The 18,815-nt window shown below is 72.7% G+C and carries 17 protein-coding genes; 11 read left to right on the top strand and 6 right to left on the bottom strand.

What is annotated here, in order from left to right; all coding sequences use genetic code 11:
- Window positions 1-333 (bottom strand): DUF1304 domain-containing protein (locus tag A6Q79_RS11830; RefSeq protein WP_317698374.1); only part of this gene is annotated, 333 nt, incomplete at its 3' end.
- Between the two features lie 122 nt (window positions 334-455).
- On the opposite strand from A6Q79_RS11830, the gene A6Q79_RS11825 reads away from it, so the two are divergent.
- A complete protein-coding gene (locus A6Q79_RS11825; RefSeq protein ID WP_317698372.1) occupies window positions 456-2,087 on the top strand; it encodes an MDR family MFS transporter in 1,632 nt (543 codons plus the stop codon).
- The gene (locus tag A6Q79_RS11820; protein ID WP_067858892.1) at window positions 2,084-2,554 is read left to right on the top strand and encodes a MarR family winged helix-turn-helix transcriptional regulator; all 471 of its coding nucleotides are present in this window, start codon (window positions 2,084-2,086) and stop codon (window positions 2,552-2,554) included. The genes A6Q79_RS11825 and A6Q79_RS11820 overlap by 4 nt, the downstream gene beginning before the upstream one ends.
- Here the strand turns inward: A6Q79_RS11820 and A6Q79_RS11815 are convergent.
- Complete coding sequence (locus A6Q79_RS11815) at window positions 2,524-3,033, bottom strand: GNAT family N-acetyltransferase (RefSeq protein WP_067858889.1); 510 nt, start codon at window positions 3,031-3,033, stop codon at window positions 2,524-2,526. The two genes, A6Q79_RS11820 and A6Q79_RS11815, sit on opposite strands and share 31 nt — an antisense overlap.
- A gap of 40 nt (window positions 3,034-3,073) precedes the next feature.
- Here A6Q79_RS11815 and A6Q79_RS11810 point away from each other — a divergent pair, with 40 nt between their 5' ends.
- From A6Q79_RS11810 to A6Q79_RS11790, 5 genes are all read left to right on the top strand, one after another.
- Entirely contained in the window at window positions 3,074-3,853 is a 780-nt protein-coding gene (locus tag A6Q79_RS11810; protein WP_158509207.1) for a DUF5819 family protein, read from the top strand.
- On the top strand, window positions 3,850-4,824 hold the full coding sequence (locus tag A6Q79_RS11805; RefSeq protein WP_286690384.1) for an HTTM domain-containing protein: 975 nt from the start codon (window positions 3,850-3,852) through the stop codon (window positions 4,822-4,824). The genes A6Q79_RS11810 and A6Q79_RS11805 overlap by 4 nt, the downstream gene beginning before the upstream one ends.
- Before the next feature lie 156 nt (window positions 4,825-4,980).
- Window positions 4,981-6,669, top strand: coding sequence for a choice-of-anchor G family protein (locus A6Q79_RS11800; RefSeq protein ID WP_317698364.1), 1,689 nt, complete (start codon window positions 4,981-4,983; stop codon window positions 6,667-6,669).
- A gap of 48 nt (window positions 6,670-6,717) precedes the next feature.
- A complete protein-coding gene (locus tag A6Q79_RS11795; protein WP_067858877.1) occupies window positions 6,718-7,494 on the top strand; it encodes a DUF5819 family protein in 777 nt (258 codons plus the stop codon).
- Complete coding sequence (locus tag A6Q79_RS11790; protein WP_286690385.1) at window positions 7,491-8,552, top strand: HTTM domain-containing protein; 1,062 nt, start codon at window positions 7,491-7,493, stop codon at window positions 8,550-8,552. Before A6Q79_RS11795 ends, A6Q79_RS11790 begins: the two co-directional genes overlap by 4 nt.
- Here A6Q79_RS11790 and A6Q79_RS11785 read toward each other — a convergent pair.
- Together A6Q79_RS11785 and A6Q79_RS11780 are read right to left on the bottom strand one after the other, a co-directional pair.
- Entirely contained in the window at window positions 8,533-9,762 is a 1,230-nt protein-coding gene (locus A6Q79_RS11785) for an MFS transporter (RefSeq protein ID WP_286690386.1), read from the bottom strand. The genes A6Q79_RS11790 and A6Q79_RS11785 overlap by 20 nt on opposite strands.
- Window positions 9,759-11,600, bottom strand: a complete 1,842-nt coding sequence (locus A6Q79_RS11780) for a M13-type metalloendopeptidase (protein ID WP_317698376.1) — start codon at window positions 11,598-11,600, stop codon at window positions 9,759-9,761. Before A6Q79_RS11780 ends, A6Q79_RS11785 begins: the two co-directional genes overlap by 4 nt.
- 74 nt (window positions 11,601-11,674) lie before the next feature.
- On the opposite strand from A6Q79_RS11780, the gene A6Q79_RS11775 reads away from it, so the two are divergent.
- The gene (locus tag A6Q79_RS11775) at window positions 11,675-12,499 is read left to right on the top strand and encodes a siderophore-interacting protein (RefSeq protein ID WP_202967665.1); all 825 of its coding nucleotides are present in this window, start codon (window positions 11,675-11,677) and stop codon (window positions 12,497-12,499) included.
- Window positions 12,500-12,509: 10 nt separating this feature from the next.
- Here A6Q79_RS11775 and A6Q79_RS11770 read toward each other — a convergent pair whose 3' ends face one another.
- Window positions 12,510-13,790 carry a DUF6716 putative glycosyltransferase gene (locus A6Q79_RS11770; protein WP_289017880.1) on the bottom strand — a complete coding sequence of 427 codons (1,281 nt, stop codon included), beginning with the start codon at window positions 13,788-13,790 and terminating at the stop codon, window positions 12,510-12,512.
- 233 nt (window positions 13,791-14,023) lie between these two features.
- Here A6Q79_RS11770 and A6Q79_RS11765 point away from each other — a divergent pair, with 233 nt between their 5' ends.
- From A6Q79_RS11765 to A6Q79_RS11755, 3 genes are read left to right on the top strand one after another with little or no spacing between them, the layout of a single operon-like run.
- Entirely contained in the window at window positions 14,024-15,259 is a 1,236-nt protein-coding gene (locus A6Q79_RS11765; protein WP_317698360.1) for an acylneuraminate cytidylyltransferase, read from the top strand.
- Window positions 15,252-16,145 carry an N-acetylneuraminate synthase family protein gene (locus A6Q79_RS11760; protein ID WP_286690389.1) on the top strand — a complete coding sequence of 298 codons (894 nt, stop codon included), beginning with the start codon at window positions 15,252-15,254 and terminating at the stop codon, window positions 16,143-16,145. Before A6Q79_RS11765 ends, A6Q79_RS11760 begins: the two co-directional genes overlap by 8 nt.
- The gene (locus A6Q79_RS11755; protein WP_317698358.1) at window positions 16,142-17,488 is read left to right on the top strand and encodes a DUF6716 putative glycosyltransferase; all 1,347 of its coding nucleotides are present in this window, start codon (window positions 16,142-16,144) and stop codon (window positions 17,486-17,488) included. Before A6Q79_RS11760 ends, A6Q79_RS11755 begins: the two co-directional genes overlap by 4 nt.
- A gap of 32 nt (window positions 17,489-17,520) precedes the next feature.
- Here the strand turns inward: A6Q79_RS11755 and rfbB are convergent, their stop codons facing one another.
- Window positions 17,521-18,522, bottom strand: a complete 1,002-nt coding sequence (gene rfbB, locus A6Q79_RS11750) for a dTDP-glucose 4,6-dehydratase (protein WP_067858863.1) — start codon at window positions 18,520-18,522, stop codon at window positions 17,521-17,523.
- Between the last annotated feature and the right edge of the window lie 293 nt (window positions 18,523-18,815).

Here is an 18,815-nt window from a genome sequence, read left to right as displayed (position 1 = left end):
CTGCGCGACGGCGGCGCGCGCCTTGTCGGGGCTCGACACGAGGAGGACGAGGGCGGCAGCGACCATCGAGCCCGCGCCCGTGAACGCCAGGGTGGCGCCGACGGTGGTGACGTCGAGCGCCACGAGCACGGCTCCTGCGCCGGCCGTCACGGCCAGGAAGAGGTTGTAGAAGCCCTGGTTGAAGGCGAGCTCGCGCGTGGCCTCGGCCTCCTCGGGGCGCAGGCCGAAGGTGCGGCGTCCCCGCGGGGTCGTCCACGCGAAGGACTCGAGCCAGAAGATGTACACGTGCAGCAGTGCTGCGAGGGCGACGAGGGCGACTCCGAGCGCGGTCATGGGCCCATCATGGCCGACGCAGGGACGAGGTGGCCGAGGTCACGCCAGGCTTGGTTGCAGTTGACAACCATCGGAGTATGGTTGTCGTCGTCAACCAGTCCAGCCGAGCAGAGAGAGCAGCCGTGCCAGAACCCACCACCGCCACCGCACCACCGTCGTCCGAGGACAGCGGGGAGATGACCCATCGCCAGGTGCTCGAGGCGCTGAGCGGCCTCCTCCTCGCGATGTTCGTCGCCATGGTGTCCAGCACCGTCGTCACGAACGCCCTGCCGCGGATCGTCACCGACCTGAAGGGCAGCCAGACCGGGTACACCTGGGTCGTCGTCGCGACGCTGCTCACCATGACGGCCACCACGCCCATCTGGGGCAAGCTCGCCGACCTGTTCAGCAAGAAGCTGCTCGTGCAGGTGGCGCTCGTCATCTTCACGATCGGCTCGCTCATCGCCGCCTCCGCCCAGAGCATGGGCGTGCTCATCGGCGCCCGTGCCGTGCAGGGTCTCGGCGTCGGCGGTCTGACCGCCCTCGTGCAGGTCGTCATCGCCTCGATGGTCAGCCCGCGCGAGCGCGGCCGCTACTCCGGCTACATCGGCGCCGTCTTCGCCCTCGCGACCGTCAGCGGACCGCTCATCGGTGGCGTGATCGTCGACAGCCCGCTCGGCTGGCGCGGCTGCTTCTTCGTCGGCCTGCCGTTCGCCGTCGCCGCCTTCGTCCTGCTGCAGCGCACGCTGCACCTGCCCGTCGTGCGCCGCGAGGTCTCGATCGACTACCTCGGCGCCACGCTCATCATGGGCGGCGTCAGCCTCCTGCTCGTCTGGATCTCCCTCGCCGGTGCGCACTTCGCGTGGGTCTCCGCCACGTCGGCCCTGCTCGTGGTCGGTGGCGTGCTGCTCATCGCGCTCGCCCTCGTCGTCGAGGCCCGGTTCGCCCGCGAGCCGATCATCCCGCTGCGACTCTTCCGCGACCGCACGACGTCGCTGGCCACCCTCGCCTCCGTCATGATCGGCGTCGCGATGTTCGGTGCCACGGTCTACCTGAGCCAGTACTTCCAGTACTCGCGCGGCATGACGCCGACGGAGGCCGGCCTGATGTCGATCGCCATGGTCGGCGGCCTGCTCGTCTCGAGCATCACCTCCGGGCGGATCATCAGCCGCACCGGTGTCTGGAAGCGCTGGCTGGTCGGCGGCATGCTCCTCGTCGTGATCGGCTTCGGCCTGCTCGGCACGATCGACGCGAGCACCCCGCTGTACGTCGTCGGCCTCTACATGGCGCTCGTCGGCCTGGGCCTCGGCGCCACCATGCAGAACCTGGTGCTCGCCGTCCAGAACAACACGCGGCTCGAGGACATGGGCGCCGCCAGCTCCGTCGTCGCCTTCTTCCGCTCGCTCGGCGGGTCCGCCGGCGTGGCAGTGCTCGGCACGATCCTGAGCCACGACGTCAAGGGCAACGTCTCCGACGGCGTCCGCGAGCTCGCCGCCTCCGGTCAGCTCGACCGCGCCGACCTCGAGCGGCTGAGCCACTCGACCGGCCAGATCCCCGACCTGTCCACGCTCCCGGGGCCGTTCCGGACGCTGTACGAGACCGCCTTCGGCGACGCGTTCGGGCACATCTTCCTCGTGGCCACGCCGTTCGCGGTCGCCGCGCTCGTGTGCATCCTGTTCATCAAGGAGGTCCCGCTGCGCACCACGATCCAGAAGGACGTGGACGTGCTCGAGACCGAGGGACAGCCGGCCGACACGGTGGCGAGCCTGCGATGACCGCCGGCACGGTGCCCCCCGCCGCCTCGTCGCTCGACGCGCTCCGGCTCGTCGAGCACGAGGTGGGGGTGCTGATGCGACGGGCCCGCCGCGCGCTCACCGAGCGCGCGCGGCTCGTGCACCCCGACCTCCAGGCCATCGGCTACCTCGTCCTCGTGCAGGTCGAGGCAGACGGCCCGGTCCGGGGGAGCGGGCTGTGCGACGTCCTCCACCTCGACAAGGGCGCGGTGAGCCGCTCCGTGCAGCACCTGCTCGACCTCGGGCTCGTCGACCGGACGCCCGACCCGGACGACGGCCGCGCGACGCTCCTGTCGGTCAGCGACGAGGGACGTCGCCGGGTCCGCGCCGTCGACGTCGCCCGTCGGGAGATGCTCGGCGAGAGGTTCGCGGACTGGAGCCGCGAGGACCTCTGCGACGTCGCGCAGACCCTGCGCCGCTACAACGCCAGCTTCGGCCCCGAGGCCTGAGCGGTCGCGTCGGCCCCGAGGTCGAGCGTCATGAAGACGCTGAGCGGGTCCGGTCCGTATCCGGCGAACGGCCCGCACTCGACGAACCCCCGCCGAGCGTAGAGCCGCCGGGCGGGTGCGAAGTGGTCCTCGGCGCCGGTCTCGAGGGAGACCCGCTGGAGCCCGGCGGCCTTGGCGACGTCGATCAGGTGCTCCAGGACGGCGGCCGCGACACCCCGACCCCGGGCGGCGTGCGTCGTCCGCATGGCCTTGAGCTCCCCGAGCAGTCCGGCGTGCGTCCTCAGCGCGCCGACCCCGAGCAGCACGGGCGGCTCGTCGTCGCTCCAGGCGGCGACCATGCGGACGTCGGGTCGGGCCAGCGCGTCGTGGGGGAGGGCGTGCACGCTCTCCGGCGGTGACGTCGCCCGCATCTCGGCGAGGTGCTCGTCGAGCAGCGCCGCGACGTCGGGGTCGTGGGGCGAGACGGTCCGTACGTGCATGTGGCCATCCTCGCGCGGGTCCGGCGAGTACCGTGACCGGGTGCAGCACGAGTCGGTCGACGCGCCTTCGCGTCCCTCCCGGTGGCGTGTCGCGGTCGTCGGCGTGGTCGTCGCGCTCGGTGCCGCGCACCTGCTCGCCGTCACCGCGGCCGCCCTGCCGCCGAACGCGTACTCCGACGCCGCCCGACCTGCGACGTCCTACCTCGGTGCCTACTTCTCGCAGAACTGGCGGCTGTTCGCCCCGAACCCCATCGCGTCCGACCGGGTCGTGCGCTTCCAGGGGGCCTACGAGAAGGACGGCCGGACCGAGGTCACGCCATGGCTGGACTGGACCGACGTCGAGCTCGACCTCGTGCGTCACCGCCTCGTCGGCGGTCGCGCCGGCTACGTCACCAACAAGCTCTACGGTCCACTGGCCAACCGCTACGCGGCGCTCGACGAGCCCCAGCGCAAGGTCGCCGACGTCGTCGACCCCGCCAAGGTCCTGACCTGGAGGCGGCTCGACCGTGAGCTGCGCGCGGGCTCGAACGACCGCTTCGACGACGCGCAGGTGGCCCTCTACCTCGCCTACGACCGCGCGACGACCGAGCTGGCCACCGACGCGCTGGAGGCCGCCCACCCCGGACGCCGCCTCGTGGCCGTCCGGTACGCGACGCGCAGCCAGGACGTCACGCCGTGGGCGGCGCGGCACGGCTCGGCCGCGGAGCGGCAGACCGCGCGTCCCACACCCGTCCAGCGGATCAACGGCTGGCGCACCCCGCTGCGCGGCGACGCCGCCGAGCGCGCCGTGGTCGCCGACTTCCTGCGGAGGCACCGGTGAACGGCGTCGGCGACCGGGTCTGGACCTGGCTGACCGCCCGCAAGCACGCCACCCGCGGCCTCGCCATCACGCGGATCGTGCTCGGTCTGATCGTCTGGACGCAGCTGCTCGCCAACTGGTCCGACCGCCACTACACGTGGGGCGACGGCGCGACGTGGACGCAGGGCGTGCGCGACGTGAAGTCCTGGCCGGGATTCCTCGGCATCTTCCAGCAGGCCCACGGCGCGAGCTTCGACGCGCTGTACCTGCTCACCGTGCTGGCGGGCGTGCTGCTCATGGTGGGCCTCTGGACCCGCGCGTCGGCGCTGCTGACGCTGTTCCTGTGGATGTCGCTGTACGTCTGCAACCCGTTCGTCGGCTCCGGCGGCGACGCGGTACTGCGCATGGTGCTGCTGTACGCCTGCTTCACCGACTCCGGCCGGCACCTCTCCGTCGACGCCTGGCTGCGCGCCCGACGCGGGGAGCTGCGGCCGGTGCTGCCCGGCTGGCTCTCGACCACGCTCCACAACGTGGCCGTGGTCCTGATCATCCACCAGGTCGTCATGGTCTACGTGGGCTCGGCGCTGTGGAAGGTGCAGAGCGACCTCTGGCTCGACGGCACGGCCGTCTACTACCCGCTGCAGACCGAGGCGTACTCGCCCTGGCGCGACCTGCTGCACCCGCTCTCGAGCGCGTCACCCGTCGTCATGGCCGCCACCTGGACCGCCATCGTCGTCCAGCTGCTGTTCCCCGTGCTGCTGCTGTACCGCAGCACCCGGGCCGTGTCCCTCGTGGTCGTCACCGGCATGCACCTCGGGATCGGCGTGTTCATGGGGATCATGTACTTCTCGCTCGTCATGATCGCGGTCGACATGATGCTCGTCAGCGACGCCTCGTGGCAGCGGGGCGGGCGGTGGTGCCGGGCATGGTGGGCGCGACGTCGCGGCCGGCCCGACGACGCGCACGTGGTTGATCTGCGCAACGCTGTGTGATGTGTCTCAGGTGACAGCCGATGCGCACGCTGACCTGAGATCTGCGTAAGATGTGCGGCAACGACCGCTGAGGCGGGCGTTGCACCGGCCCGCGGTCCGCAGCTCTTCCCCCAAGAAGCGCACCGCAAGACACAGCGACATGGGAGTCACTCCACGATGAACAAGCTCGGCAGGAACACCCTCGCCCTCGGGTTGAGCACCCTGCTCATCACCTCAGCGGCGGCCTTCTCCGCCAACGCGGCCGACGAGACGGAGTCGCACGCGACCAGCCGTTTCCTCAGCGGCACGATCGGCGGCACCAACCTCGACGCCATCGCGGAGCTGGAGGGCACCTCGGCCGACAACCCCGGCGACCCGGGTCCGAACACCAACCCGCTGTCGCTGACGGTGCTGCAGGCCATCCCGATCAACATCCCCGGCGGGATCGACCTCAACCTGGCCGACTTCCTGAGCCCGGGCAACGGCTCGGCCGGCGTCGCGAACCACTACGCCGCCGCCCCGCAGACCAACTCCGCCGCCGCGGCCAGCGGTGCCGTGAACAACACCGGCGCGATCCTGGCCCCCGGCAACGGCGAGTTCCCCTCGAACGCCAAGATCTCGCTCGACGGCGGCCTGCTGAACGGCATCAACGACGAGCTCGCCGGTGTCGACCTGTCCCTCGGCGCGCTGTCCGGCTCCGCGGTCATCGACAAGGGCGACCTGACGCGCGACTACCAGATCGGCAGCGCCACGCTGGACGTCAAGGTCCCGCTGCTCGCCGACCTGATCCCCGACCTCTCCACCGCGCTCGGCGGTCTGGACAAGGCGAACGACATCACCATCAGCCCGGCCTCGCTGTGCCCGGTGATCGGCAACACGCTGAACGTCACGACGAGCACCCTCCTGGCGCAGCTCGACAGCCTCGGCCTCGGCGCCGTCGGCGACGCGCTCGAGCCGGTCCTGACGCTGCTCGGCGTCTCGAACGTCAACCTCTGCAACCTGCCGCCCCAGATCGGCGCGATCCTGACGAACGAGACGCTCGCCCAGCTGGTGACCGTCCAGGTCAAGGGTCTGGCGGATGTCACGAACGGCCTCAAGAGCTTCTCCAGCGACGGCGTGGCCGTCGACCTGGCGAACGGCACGATCTCGCTCGACCTCGCCAAGATCCTGCAGGCGGCCGGCATCGACATCAACAACCTCCCGCCGAACACGGACCTCGTGCAGTACATCACCAGCGACCTGATCGCCGGCAAGATCACGAACGTCCTGAACAACGCGATCGACGACATCGTCACCAACATCGGCAAGGTCAGCCTGCAGGTCACGGTGGCCGGCACGACGGTCATCCCGGAGTCCGACCTCGGTGCGCTCACCGACCCGCTGACGGCGATCCTCAAGCAGGTCACCGACGCGGTGCAGCAGATCGGCGCGCCGATCGACGACCTGCTCGGCGACCTCGCGCCCGACCTGGCCAAGATCGTGAAGCTGACGGCCAACACGCAGTCGACGTCCACGACGCCCACGCTGTCCGCGGGCGGCGAGAGCGCCGGCGTCCTGGCCGCCGCCGCGACCGGCACGTACTACCGTCAGGGCGCGCTGCGCGTCGACCTGCTCGGTGGTCAGCTCGCCAGCGTCGACCTCGCCGATCGCGGACGCTGCCTCCGACGCCCAGGCCGACGCGGTCGCGGACGCCGATGCGCAGGCCGACGCCGACGTGACCACCACGCTGCCCAGCACGGGCGCCCCGAACCTGCTGCCCTTCTGGCTGCTGGGTCTGGGCCTGGTGCTCTTCGGCGCCGCGGTGCTCATCAACGAGCGTCGTCGCATGTCGCTCTGACGCTGCAATCCACGACGCCTGCCCGGTGACCGCTCGCGGTCGCCGGGCAGGCGTCTGTCCGGACCTACGATGGAGGCATGGCGGTGGCGGGAGGTGACGGCGACGGTGCACGCCAGGCCGAGGAGGACCGGCACGACTGGCGCGCGACGCTGATCGTGGCCCTCGCGGTGCTGGCCCTGGTGCATTCGCTGCTGGTCGCACTCTGGCTCGCCCCGCGCGGACCCGTGCGCGACGTCGCCGGCGGTTCGTTGCTCGCCACCTACGTCGACCCCTACTTCCGTCAGTCGTGGGACCTGCTCGAGCCGAGCGCCCAACGGGTCGACGAGGCGCTCTGGGTGCGTGCGCGGGTGCGCACCGGACCGCAGACGCTGGCGCTCACGCCCTGGCTCGACGTCACGAAGGCCGACCTGACCCGGACCCGCGACGACGTCGCGCCGGCCCGCGTCCACCTCGCCGGCCGCCGGCTCGCCACCAACCTCAACAACGCGATGTTCGCGCTCGGCCGCTCGGGCCGCCAGGTCGTGCTCGAGTCGACGGTCGGACGTCCGCCGGAGACGCTGCGCGGCGCGCTGGCGTCGGCCGGCGTGCGCCCCGCCGACGTCGCCGCCTACGCCGACCTCGACACGATGGCGACGCGCTTCGCGTCGCTGTACACGCAGGCCTACACCGACCGCCGGGTCGTGCAGGTGCAGTACCGCGTGGCCCGCCGGACCGTCCCGCCGCACGCCGACCGCGACGCCCAGCGGGTGTCGTCGGTGCCGTTCGAGTGGTTCGACGCCGGATGGCGTGCCGCCGTGCGGGGCTCGGCGGAGGCACAGTCCGCGTTCGACGGATACCTGGGGGTCGACCGATGAGCACGCTGTGGCGTCTGAGGGACGCGCTGGCACGCACCCGCCGCTCCGCCGAGCGGTGGCTGACGGCGGAGCGGCACGCCCTCCACGCGGTCGCGCTCGCGCGCATCCTCGTGGGTCTGTCCGTGCTCGGCCTGCTCGTCACCAACTACTCGACCCGTCAGGTGTGGGTCGGAGACGCCTCGGCGTGGGCCGAGCCGGCGCGGGCCGTCAGCCGCTTCCCCGAGGTGTCGCTGCTCGACGGGGTCAGCGGCGACCTCCTCACCGTCGTGTACGTGGTCGTCATGCTCGCGGCCGTGGGCCTCGTCCTCGGCTGGCGGGCCAAGGCCATGACCATCGTCGTGCTGCTCGGCTTCATCGCGGTGACGGCGCAGAACCCGGTGCTCGGGTCGATCGGCGACAACCTCGTGCGGCTCACGCTGCTGTGGATGCTGCTCATGCGCACCGCCGACGTCTGGTCGCTCGACGCCAACCGGCTCGAGCCGCGCGAGAGCGACGACGTCGCACCGGACTGGCTGCGCACGGGGCTGCACAACGTCGGTCTCGTCGGCCTCGGTGCGCAGACGGTGCTGGCCTACCTGGCGGGCGGTCTCGACAAGGCCTCCCAGCCGGTGTGGCAGCAGGGCACCGCCCTGTACACGACGCTGCAGCTGCCCGAGTTCCGTCCGTTCCCGTGGCTCTCGGACCTGCTCTCGAACGCGACCGTGCTGCTCGCGCTGCTCACCTGGACGGTGCTGGCGGTGCAGCTGTTCTTCGCCCCGATGCTGCTGCGTCGCGAGACGCGCAACCTCGTCGCCGGGGTCGCGATCGGCGTGAACGTCCTCTTCGCCGTCGTCCTCGCGACCCCATGGTCGTCGCTGGCCGTCATCGCCGTGACCGGCCTGTTCGTCAGCGACGACCGCTGGGCGGCGCTCGGCGAGCGGGTGGCCGACCTCGCGTGGCCCGTGCTCGACCGCACCGCCGACGTGCGCTACGCGGTGGCCGACCGCGTCGCGGACTGGTGGTACGACCGCGTGCTGGGCCTGTGGGACCGCGTCCGGTTCAGCGTGTTCCGACGCTGACCTGCGTCGCCGCACGGCGACCGGCCACGACCAGCAGCACCACGGGCACGACGAGGGTGCCGGCGACGGCGTTCAGCGTCCCGAACCCCTGCCACGCGACGAGGACGCCGGCGAGCAGGCCACCGGCCGCCCCCGACAGGTTCATCGTCAGGTCGCCCAGCCCCTGGACCAGCGGACGCACGTCGGGCGGCGTCGAGGCGGTGAGCAGCGCGGCACCGGCGATCACGGCGGCCGACCAGCCGAGGCCGAGCAGCACCAGTCCGACGGTGATCTGCACCTGCGAGTCGCCCGACGTGCCCGAGACGACCACGGCGAGCAGCAGGACGAGCTGACCGGCGAGGATCGTGCGGGCCGGTCCCCAGCGGTCGGCGAGCCAGCCCATCACCGGCGACAGCGCGTACATGCCCGCGATGTGCAGGCTGATGGTCAGGCCGATCACCTCGACCGCGGCGCCGTGGTCCTGCATGTGCACGGGCGTCAGTGCCATGACGGAGACCATCACGGCGTGCGCGAGCGCGATCGTGACGACGGCCGTGCGGGTCTCGCCGCGGACGTGGGGGAGCGCGGACCGCACCCGCGGCACTGCGACCTCCATGCCGTCGCGTCGGGTGGGCGGCAGCGGGTCGGGCCGCAGGAGCAGGAGGTTCATCAGGCCGGCCAGGAGGAACGCCACGCAGGCGAAGACCATGGTCCCGGCCAGGTCGGGAACGCCGAGCGCACGGGCGGTCGACGTGCCCGGGCCGGTGAGGTTCGGGCCGAGCACGGCGCCGACCGTCGTCGCCCAGGTGACGAGCGAGAGCGAGCGGCCGACCTGGTGGCTGGCCGCGAGGTCGGTGGCCGCGAAGCGCGACTGCAGCGTCGCCGCGGTGCTGACGCCGCACAGCAGCAGGCCGACCAGCACGAGCACGAGGCTGTCGGCGGTGGCCCCCAGCACCACGATCGCCGCGCCGGCCGCGCCGAGGAACCAGCCCACCGTCAGGGCGGGCCGGCGGCCGGCCCGGACGGCGAGGGTCGCGAGCGGCACGGTCGCGAGCGCCGCACCGAGCGTCAGCATGACGGTGGCCATGCCGGCCCAGCCCGACGACCCCGACACCTCGCGCAGCAGCAGCACGCCGACCGCGAGGCCGGCGCCGCTGCCGATGCCGCCGACCACCTGCACGACCACCAGCACCCGCAGGACGCGGCGCTGCGCGACCTCCGCGGCGCTCACGAGGCCCAGATGGTGACGCGGTCCTCCGGGTCGAGCCACAGGGCGTCGGCCGAGGTGGTACCGAACGCCTCGTGGAAGGCGTCGATGTTGCGCACCACCTGGTTGCACCGGAACTCCGGCGGGGAGTGCGGGTCGACGGTGAGCCGGCGGACCGGGTAGGCGATGCCGAGTCCGCCGAGGTCGCCGATGTTCTCGCCGATCGTCAGCTCGCCGTTGACCTTCTGGCCGTCGGCGCCGTCGGGCGACAGCGCGCCGTACTGCTCCACGAGCGCCGCGGTGAGGCTCTCGAACGCGGCACGGTCCTCGTCGCTCCACCAGTTCCGCAGGGCGCCCGTGCCGTCGTAGTGGCTGCCCTGGTCGTCGAAGCCGTGACCGATCTCGTGACCGATCACCGCGCCGATCGCCCCGTAGTTGACGGCGTCGTCAGCGTCGGGGTGGAAGAACGGGGGCTGCAGGATGGCGGCGGGGAACACGATCTCGTTCATCGTGGGGTTGTAGTAGGCGTTGACCGTCTGCGGCGTCATGTACCACTCGTCGCGGTCGATGGGCCGGCCGATCTTCGCCAGCTCGCGGTCCATCGAGACCGTGAGCGACCGACGGGCGTTGCCCAGGAGGTCGGTCGGGTCGGTCTCGAGCGCGGTGTAGTCCTTGAAGCGTTCCGGGTGGCCCACCTTGGGGGTGAACGCGTCGAGCTTGGCCAGCGCCTCGGTCTGCGTCGCCTCGCTCATCCAGGGCAGGGCGGAGATGCTGCGACGGTAGGCCTCGACGAGGTGCGCGATGAGGTCGTCCATCCGCTCCTTCGCGGTCGGCGGGTACTCGGTGCGCACGTAGATGCGGCCGATCGCCTCGCCCATCGCGGACTCCACGAAGCCCACGCCACGCTTCCAGCGCGGGCGCAGCTCGTCGGTGCCGCTCAACGTGCGGCCGTAGAAGGCGAAGTTCTCCTCCACGAACGCGGCCGGCAGGTAGGGCGCGGCGGCGTGCAGCACCTGCCAGCGCAGCCAGTCGCGCCACGCGGGGAGGTGCTCGACCGTCAGCAGCCCGGCGAGGCCCTCGAGGTACGACGGCTGCGACACGACAGCCTCCTCGAGCACCGACGCCGGGATGTCGGCGGCCGTGCTCCACGTGGTCAGGTCGAGCGGACCGAGCAGGGCCTGCAGGCCGTCGCGGTCGAGGAGGTTGTAGGTGCGCTGCGCGTCGCGGCACGCGACCCGGTCCCAGTGGTGCGCGGCGACCTGGGTCTCGAGGTCGAGGACGCGCGCCGCGCGGTCGGCGGGCGACTCGAAGCCGCCGAGGGTGAACATCCGCTCGAGGTGGTCGCGGTAGGCGGCCCGGACCTCGGCGGTCTCGTCGGTGCGGTAGTACGACTCGTCGGGCAGGCCCAGGCCGCTCTGCACGACGTGGGTCACGTACCGCTCGGGGTTGCCGCGGTCGGGCGCGATGTACAGGCCGACGACGCTCGCCACGCCGGAGCGCTCCAGGTGGCCCAGCACCTCGACGAAGGTGGGCACGTCGGCGACGCCGTCGATGCGGTGCAGGTCGTCCTGCAGCGGCTCGGTGCCGAGCGCGTCGATGCGGTCGGTGTCCATGAAGCTGGCGTAGAGCTCGCCGATCTTGCGCTCGTCGGCGTCGAGGTCGGCGGCCGGGTCGTCGAGTGCGTCGCGGCAGGACTCGACGATGCCGCGCACGACCCGCTCGGCCTCGTCGACCAGCGTCACGAACGCGCCGGCCGTGGCGCGGTCGGGCTGGATGGGCGCGTCGCGCAGCCAGGGTCCGTTCACGTGCCGGAAGAGGTCGTCCTGAGGGCGGGTCGCGGGATCGAACGCAGAGGTGTCGATGGCCGGACCAGCCGGCGCGGAGGGGGACTCGGTGGACGGGGCGCTGGCATCGGTCACCTGGATAGGCTACCTGCGTGTCCGTGTCGCACCCCGCCCATCTGACCGTGCTCGACGTGCAGGACGTGGGGCCGCACCTGCGCCGCCTCGTCCTCGGCGACGGCGACGTCGCGCGCGGCTTCGACGCGCTCGCCGCCCGGTGGTCCGGATGGGCCGACTCCTACGTCAAGCTCGTGTTCCTGGCCGACGGCGTCACCTACCCCGACCCGCTCGACCTCGACGAGGTGCGGACGAGCCTGCCGAGCGACGTCTGGCCGGTGCTGCGGACCTACACCGTCCGTCGGCTCGACCTCGAGGCCCGCGAGCTCTGGGTCGACGTGGTGCTGCACGGCGACGAGGGCGTGGCCGGCCCGTGGGCGGCGCAGGTGCGTCCCGGCGCGACCATCCACGTCCGCGGTCCCGGCGGCGCCTACGCGCCTGACCCGGCCGCCGACCACCACCTCCTCGTCGGCGACGAGTCGGCCCTGCCCGCCATCGCCGCGACCCTGGAGGCCCTGCCCGCCGGAGCCCGCGCCACCGTGTTCTGCGAGGTCGACGGCCCCGACGACGAGCTCGACGTGCACACCGTCGCCGACGTCGACCTGCGCTGGCTGCACCGCGGCGAGGCCGCAGCCGGCACGACGACGCTGCTCGACGACGCCGTCCGGGCCTGGCCGTGGCCCGAGGGACGGGTCCAGGCCTTCGTGCACGGTGAGTCGCGGCTGCTGAAGACCGTGCGCCCCTACGTCCGCGAGCGCGTCGCCCGAGGCGACCTGTCGGTGTCCGCCTACTGGCGGCTCGGCGCGACGGAGGAGGGGTTCCGGCGCTGGAAGGCGGAGCAGCGCGCCGTCGAGCCCGGCTGAGTCGTCGGTCTCACCCCAGGGGGCGGTGCTCCCGCCACCAGCGCCGGACCGGCTTCTGCACCGCGGGCGGCACCCACTCGAACCCGACGTGGACGGCGGCGCCCTTGGCCAGTCCGTGCGTGCGGGTGCGGCGCTCCCAGGCCGTCGGGGGTGCGGGTCGTCCGCCGTCGCGCTGCTCGCGGTGCAGCGCGAGGGCGCTGCGCAGGTAGGCGGAGCGCAGCGCGTCGCGCGAGGGTCGCTCGCCCGTGGCGAGCAGCTCCTCCACCCGGTCCACCACGGCCACGGCCGGCGCGACGTCGCGTCCGCCGAACCAGCTGTCGACCCAGTCGGGGTCGGGCGTGCCGAGGTCGTCGGCGTTGACCTGGTCGAAGGTGCGCAGCAGGCCGGAGTCGAGGAGCACGTGGTTGCCCAGCCGCTCGTGCACGCCGAGGTCGAGCACCAGCGCGACACGACGTCCGCGGTCCACCGCCTCGAGGCAGGCCGTCGACGACACCGTCACGAGCAGGTCGGCCTCCTCCAGCAGCTCCGGCACCGGCCGGTACGTGACGGCGAAGTTCGGCGGCAGGTCGTCGTGGGCGAGCAGGTCCTCCGGGTGGTGGTGCATCCGGTGGAAGGTGCCCTCGCCGCGGCGGTGACGCGGCTTGAGCAGGACCTGGCGGTCCGGGTGCCGGCGGGCGTGCTCGGCGAGGCGTCGGTACAGGTGCAACCGGTCGACCGGGCTGGCCGGGACCGTCGGCTGGTCGGCGAACAGCACCGTGCGCACCGGTCCGGTCTGCTGCGGTGCGGGCGAGGTGCTGAGGATGGGCAGCCCCGTGAGCAGCAGGTTGCCGGGCGCGATGTCGAGCCGTGACGCCACGTGCAGGAAGTGCTCGAGCTCGTGGCGCGCGTTGACCGCCACGACGTCGGCCGCGCACCGGTCGAGGTAGCCGGCGGTGATCTTCTCGATGATCACGCCCACCCAGCCCGCGACCACGACCGGGCGCGGTCCGTCGCCCGCGGCCTCGGCGAGGTCGAGCGTGAACCGGTGCACGGAGGGGCCGGAGAGCGCGAAGACCACCACGTCGTGCGCCTGCGCCAGCGCGACCAGGTCGTCGTCGGGGACGACGTCGACGGTGTCGACCCCCGTCGCCGAGATCTGCGCCGGCGACAGCGTGGCCATGCTGCGCGGCGCCACGACCCGGACCTGGAAGCCTCGGTCGCGCAGCTGCGTCCAGAGCGCCGCGGCCCACTTGAGCTGGGAGTCGAACGCCGCGACGACGAGCGCGGTGGGGGAGTCTGTGGTGTCGTGCACGTAGGCACGCTAGCCCCGGTGACGGCGCTGCTCCGAGGCCGAGCGGCCGCCTGCGGGCACTGTTGTCCGGGGGTTCGTCGGTGCTTCACCGGATGTCCACCGCCTCGTCCCACAACCCTCTTGACGGGGTCGGGACGCCACGCGACGTTCGCCGAACCTGCCCTGTTCGTTCACCTGCGCGTCGGGCCGGCTCCCTAACGTCTCGTCCTATGACCCTCCACCACCCCCTGCCCGTGCGCCGTCGTGCGGACCCGGGCGACGCCAGCGTGTGCGCCATCGTCCCGGCACGTGGTGGGTCCCGGGGCGTCCCGCGCAAGAACCTGCGCCCGGTCGGCGGCGAGCCGCTCGTCGTGCGGGCCGTCCGCACCCTGCGCGCGGTCGACGGCATCGACCACGTGGTCGTCACGACCGACGACGCCGAGATCGCCTACGCGTCGCGCTCGGCGGGGGCCCGCACGGTCGACCGCCCCCAGCAGATCGCCGGCGACACGGCGAGCTCGGAGTCGGCGGTGGCCCACGCGCTCGACCACCTCGAGTCGATCGGCCGGCTGCCCGACGTCGTCGTGTTCGCCCAGGCCACGAGCCCCTTCGTCGACCCGGCGCGCGTGGCGGAGGCCGTGGCCCTGGTCCGCGACGGCGACCACGACGTCGCGTTCAGCGTGGTCCGCACCCACGCGCACCTGTGGCGCCACGGCGAGCACGGCCCCGAGGGCGTCAACCACGACATGCACCGTCGGCAGCGCCGCCAGGACATGGAGCCGCAGTTCCAGGAGACCGGCGCCTTCTACGTCATGCGGACCGAGGGCTTCCGCCGGCACGGCCACCGCTTCTTCGGCCGGGTCGCGATGGTCGAGGTCGACCAGGCCGACGCGCTCGAGATCGACACCGAGCAGGACCTGCGCCTCGCCGAGGAGCTGCTGCAGCACCGACGCGCGGTCGGCTCGGACCCGTCGGCGTCGCCCGTCGCGGCACACGTCGTCGTCACGGCCTTCGACGGCGTGCACACCGACGGCCGGGTGGCGCTCGACGCCCACGGTCGCGAGACGGCCCTCGTGCACCGCGCCGACGGCGAGGGCGTCGAGCGGCTGCTGCGCTCGGACCGACCCGTCGTGGTGCTGACCGACGGACCCGACGCGGTCGCGGCACGCCGCGCCCAGGCCCTCGGTGCCGTGCACCTCGAGGGCACCCCCGACAAGCTCACGGCCCTGCGCACGTGGGCGCGCGAGCACGACGTCGCGCTGCAGGACATCGCCTACCTGGGCCACGACGTCACCGACGTCGAGGTCCTGGCTGCCGTGGGCTGGCCGGTCGCACCGGCCGACGCCCACCCGGCCTGCCGGGTCGCCGCACGCCACGTGCTGCGTCGACCCGGGGGGCAGGGAGCGGTGCGCGAGCTCGCGGACCGCGTGCTCGCGGCGAAGGACTCGTCCGTCACGGACACGACACAGGAGGGACCGGATCATGGCTGAATGGGTGAAGATCGGCGACGCGATCGTCGGACGGAGGCGTCCCACGTACGTCATCGGCGAGATCGGCATCAACCACAACGGTGACGTCGAGGTGGCGAAGGAGCTCATCGACGTCGCCGCCCGCGCGGGAGCGCAGGCCGTCAAGTTCCAGAAGCGGACCCCGCACATCTCCACGCCCGAGGACATGCGTCACGTCGTGCGGCAGACGCCGTGGGGCGAGATGACCTACCTCGACTACCGCTACCGCGTGGAGTTCGAGGCCGAGCAGTACGCGCAGATCGCGGCGCACGCCGCCGACCGCGGCGTCGACTGGTTCGCGTCGCCGTGGGACGTGCCCGCCGTGGAGTTCCTGGAGGAGCTCGGCGTCTCGTGCCACAAGGTGGCCTCGGCGTCGGTGACCGACCTGGAGATGCTGGCCGCCCTGCACGAGACGGGCAAGCCGATCATCCTGTCGACCGGCATGAGCACGCTCGAGCAGATCGACCGTGCGGTCGAGGTGCTCGACACCGACCAGCTCGTCATCCTGCACGCGACGTCGACGTACCCGCTGCCGGCCGAGGAGGCCAACCTGCGGACCATCCACACGCTGCAGGAGCGCTACGGCGTCCCGGTCGGGTACTCCGGCCACGAGACCGGCCTCGAGATCTCCCTCGCGGCCGTCGCCCTCGGCGCGGTCGCGGTCGAGCGGCACATCACGCTCGACAACGCGATGTGGGGCTCGGACCAGGCGGCCAGCCTGGAGCCGCAGCCGTTCGTCGACCTCGTCCGCGACATCCGCACCGTCGAGCTCGCGCTCGGCGACGGCGTCAAGCGCGTCATGCCGGGCGAGCACAAGCCGATGGCCCGCCTGCGGCGCCACACGGACGCGGTCATCGCCGCCTCGTGAGCCAGGCCGACGTCGTCCGGGTGCTGGTCCTCTGCGACACCGACTCCTACGTCAAGTGGGGTGCGGCGCTGGGGGACCGGTTCCCGGACGACTGGCGCGTGGACCTGGTGGTCGCCCGCAGCACGGCTGCGCCGAGCGCCTCGCAGCTGGCCGACGCGCTGGCCGGGACCGCTGCCGCCGGCAGCACGCCCGACGTGGTCGGACTCGCCGACCTACGGCGACGTCTGCAGTCCGAGCGCCCTGACGTGCTCGTGCTGTCGGCGCGTGGCTGGACCGTGCAGGCGGCCACGTCGGTCGTCGACAACGTGCCCGGCCGCCCGGTGATCGTCACCGGGCTGCCGGGCGTCGGCGTGCCCGTGCTGCCCTACGGGCTCGGCTTCCGGCGGGCCGCCGACGTGTTCGTCGTGCACAGCCGCCGTGAGCTGCGCGAGTTCCGTCACGCGAGCCGGCGCCTCGAGCTGCCCGACCGCTTCGAGCTCGGCCACCTGCCCTACCTGGGGCGCTCGACGTTGGACGAGCCCGTGCCGCCGCGCGCCGACGGGCCGGTGGTCTTCGCCGCGCAGGCTCTCGTGCCCGCCTCGGCCGCGGAGCGCACGCACCTCGTCTCCCGGCTCGCCGACGCCGCCCGCGCCCACCCCGACCGCGAGGTCGTGGTCAAGGTGCGGGCCCACCGCGGCGAGGCGCAGACCCACCACGAGCAGGTGCCGTTGGAGGACCTCGTCGAGTCGCTCGACGACCGGCCGGCGAACCTCGTCGTCCGCACGGGTCCCATGCACGAGCACCTGGAGCGCGCCGGGGCGTTCGTCACCGTCAGCTCCACCGCGCTGCTCGAGGCCGTCGCGTGCGGGGTGCCCGCCGTGGCCCTCGACGACTTCGGCGTCGGGGTCGAGCAGATCAACCTGGCCCTGCAGGGCAGCGGGCTGCTGGGCTCGCTCGACGACGTGGTGGCGGGTCGCTTCGCCCACGCCGACCCGGCCTGGTGCGTCGACAACTACTTCCACGACCCGTCCGAGGACACCTGGGTCGAGCGGGTCCGCGGGCTCGTCGAGCAGCGACGGTCCGACGGGCTGCCGGCCTATCCCGAGCTGCCCGGGTCGTGGCGCGACGGGTTCCGGCGGATCCTCTACCGGCACTTCGCGTTCACGGACGGCACCGAGCGCACCACGCTGCTCGCGACCGTCGAGCACCGGGTCGCCGGCGCCGCGCTGTGGCTCACGCAGCGTCGCGGCCGGCTCCTGCGCCTCGTGCGCCCCGACGTGCGCGGGGGAGCTGCGCAGACGTTCGCCGCCGAGAACAGCGCCACCGCGCCGCAGGCCGAGGACGTGCGCACGCCCACGTCCTGACCGTCGGTCCCGGGGCAGGCTGCCGGCCCGGGTCAGACGTGGCCGAGCTCGCGGTAGCGGGCCTCGGTGGCCTCCTTCTGCGGCCGCCACCACGCCTCGTTCTCGCGGTACCAGTCGATCGTCGCCGCCAGCCCCTGCTCGAAGTCGGTGTACCGCGGCGTCCAGCCGAGCTCGGTGCGCAGCTTCGTGGAGTCGATCGCGTAGCGCAGGTCGTGCCCGGCGCGGTCGGTCACGTGGTCGTAGGCGTCCGACGGCAGACCCATCAGCGTGAGGATGAGCTCGACGACCTCGCGGTTGCTGCGCTCGCCGTCGGCTCCCACCAGGTAGGTCTCGCCGATCCGGCCGTGCTGCACGATCTCCAGGACCGCGCTGCTGTGGTCGTCGGCGTGGATCCAGTCGCGCACGTTCAGGCCACGGCCGTAGAGCTTGGCCCGGCCGCCGTCGAGCAGGTTCGTCACCTGCCGCGGGATGAACTTCTCGACGTGCTGGCGCGGACCGTAGTTGTTGGAGCAGTTGCTGAGCGTCGCCCGGACGCCGAACGAGCGCACCCACGCCCGCACCAGGAGGTCCGAGCCCGCCTTCGTGGCCGAGTACGGGCTCGAGGGGTTGTACGGGGTGGACTCGGTGAACCGCTCGGGGTCGTCGAGCTCGAGGTCGCCGTACACCTCGTCGGTCGAGATGTGGTGCAGCCGGACGTCGTGACGACGTGCGGCCTCGAGCAGCGTGAACGTGCCGACGAGGTTCGTCGTGACGAACGGGCTCGGGTCGGACAGCGAGTTGTCGTTGTGCGACTCGGCCGCGAAGTGCACCACCGCGTCGGCCTGGGCGACGAGCCGGTCGACCAGCTCGGCGTCGGCGACGTCGCCCACGACGAGCCCGACCCGCGCCTCGGGGAGCCCGGCGAGGGACTCCCGGTGACCGGCGTAGCCGAGGTGGTCGAGCACCGTCACCGAGAGGTCGGTGTGGGCCACGACGTGGTGGACGAAGTTGGAGCCGATGAAACCCGCACCGCCGGTGACGAGGAGCTGCCGCATGGGCCGAGCGTACCGACTGGCGTCCCCGGGGAGGGCCCGGTCGGGGCGGCCGGTCGAGCCACGGCGTCGGGACCCGCACGCTACGATGCCGAGGGCGGAGGCTCCGCCCGTTCCCGAGTCGAAGGACCGCCCACCCCCGTGACCACGCTTGACCTGAGCGAGTTCCGCACCCCCGGCCGGGGCCGCGGGATCCTCGACGTCTTCACCTGGCGCTACCTGCTCCGTCTCCTCGTCCGCAAGGGCACGCAGACCCGGTACCGCAACTCCGTCCTCGGGTGGACCTGGTCCTACGT

The sequence above is a fragment of the Aeromicrobium sp. REDSEA-S32_B7 genome (assembly GCF_001626145.1).
Classification (GTDB): Bacteria; Actinomycetota; Actinomycetes; order Propionibacteriales; family Nocardioidaceae; genus Aeromicrobium; species Aeromicrobium erythreum.
Note: the sequence above shows the minus strand (reverse complement) of the source record. Positions and strands in the feature narration are given on the sequence as shown.

Excerpts from the sequence above, each read along its gene's own strand:
- A6Q79_RS11820 (WP_067858892.1), top strand. The coding sequence starts at position 2,084 with ATGACCGCCGGCACGGTGCCCCCCGCCGCCTCGTCGCTCGACGCGCTC.
- A6Q79_RS11815 (WP_067858889.1), bottom strand. The coding sequence starts at position 3,033 with ATGCACGTACGGACCGTCTCGCCCCACGACCCCGACGTCGCGGCGCTG.
- A6Q79_RS11800 (WP_317698364.1), top strand. The coding sequence starts at position 4,981 with ATGAACAAGCTCGGCAGGAACACCCTCGCCCTCGGGTTGAGCACCCTG.
- A6Q79_RS11795 (WP_067858877.1), top strand. The coding sequence starts at position 6,718 with ATGGCGGTGGCGGGAGGTGACGGCGACGGTGCACGCCAGGCCGAGGAG.
- A6Q79_RS11790 (WP_286690385.1), top strand. The coding sequence starts at position 7,491 with ATGAGCACGCTGTGGCGTCTGAGGGACGCGCTGGCACGCACCCGCCGC.
- A6Q79_RS11760 (WP_286690389.1), top strand. The coding sequence starts at position 15,252 with ATGGCTGAATGGGTGAAGATCGGCGACGCGATCGTCGGACGGAGGCGT.
- rfbB (WP_067858863.1), bottom strand. The coding sequence starts at position 18,522 with ATGCGGCAGCTCCTCGTCACCGGCGGTGCGGGTTTCATCGGCTCCAAC.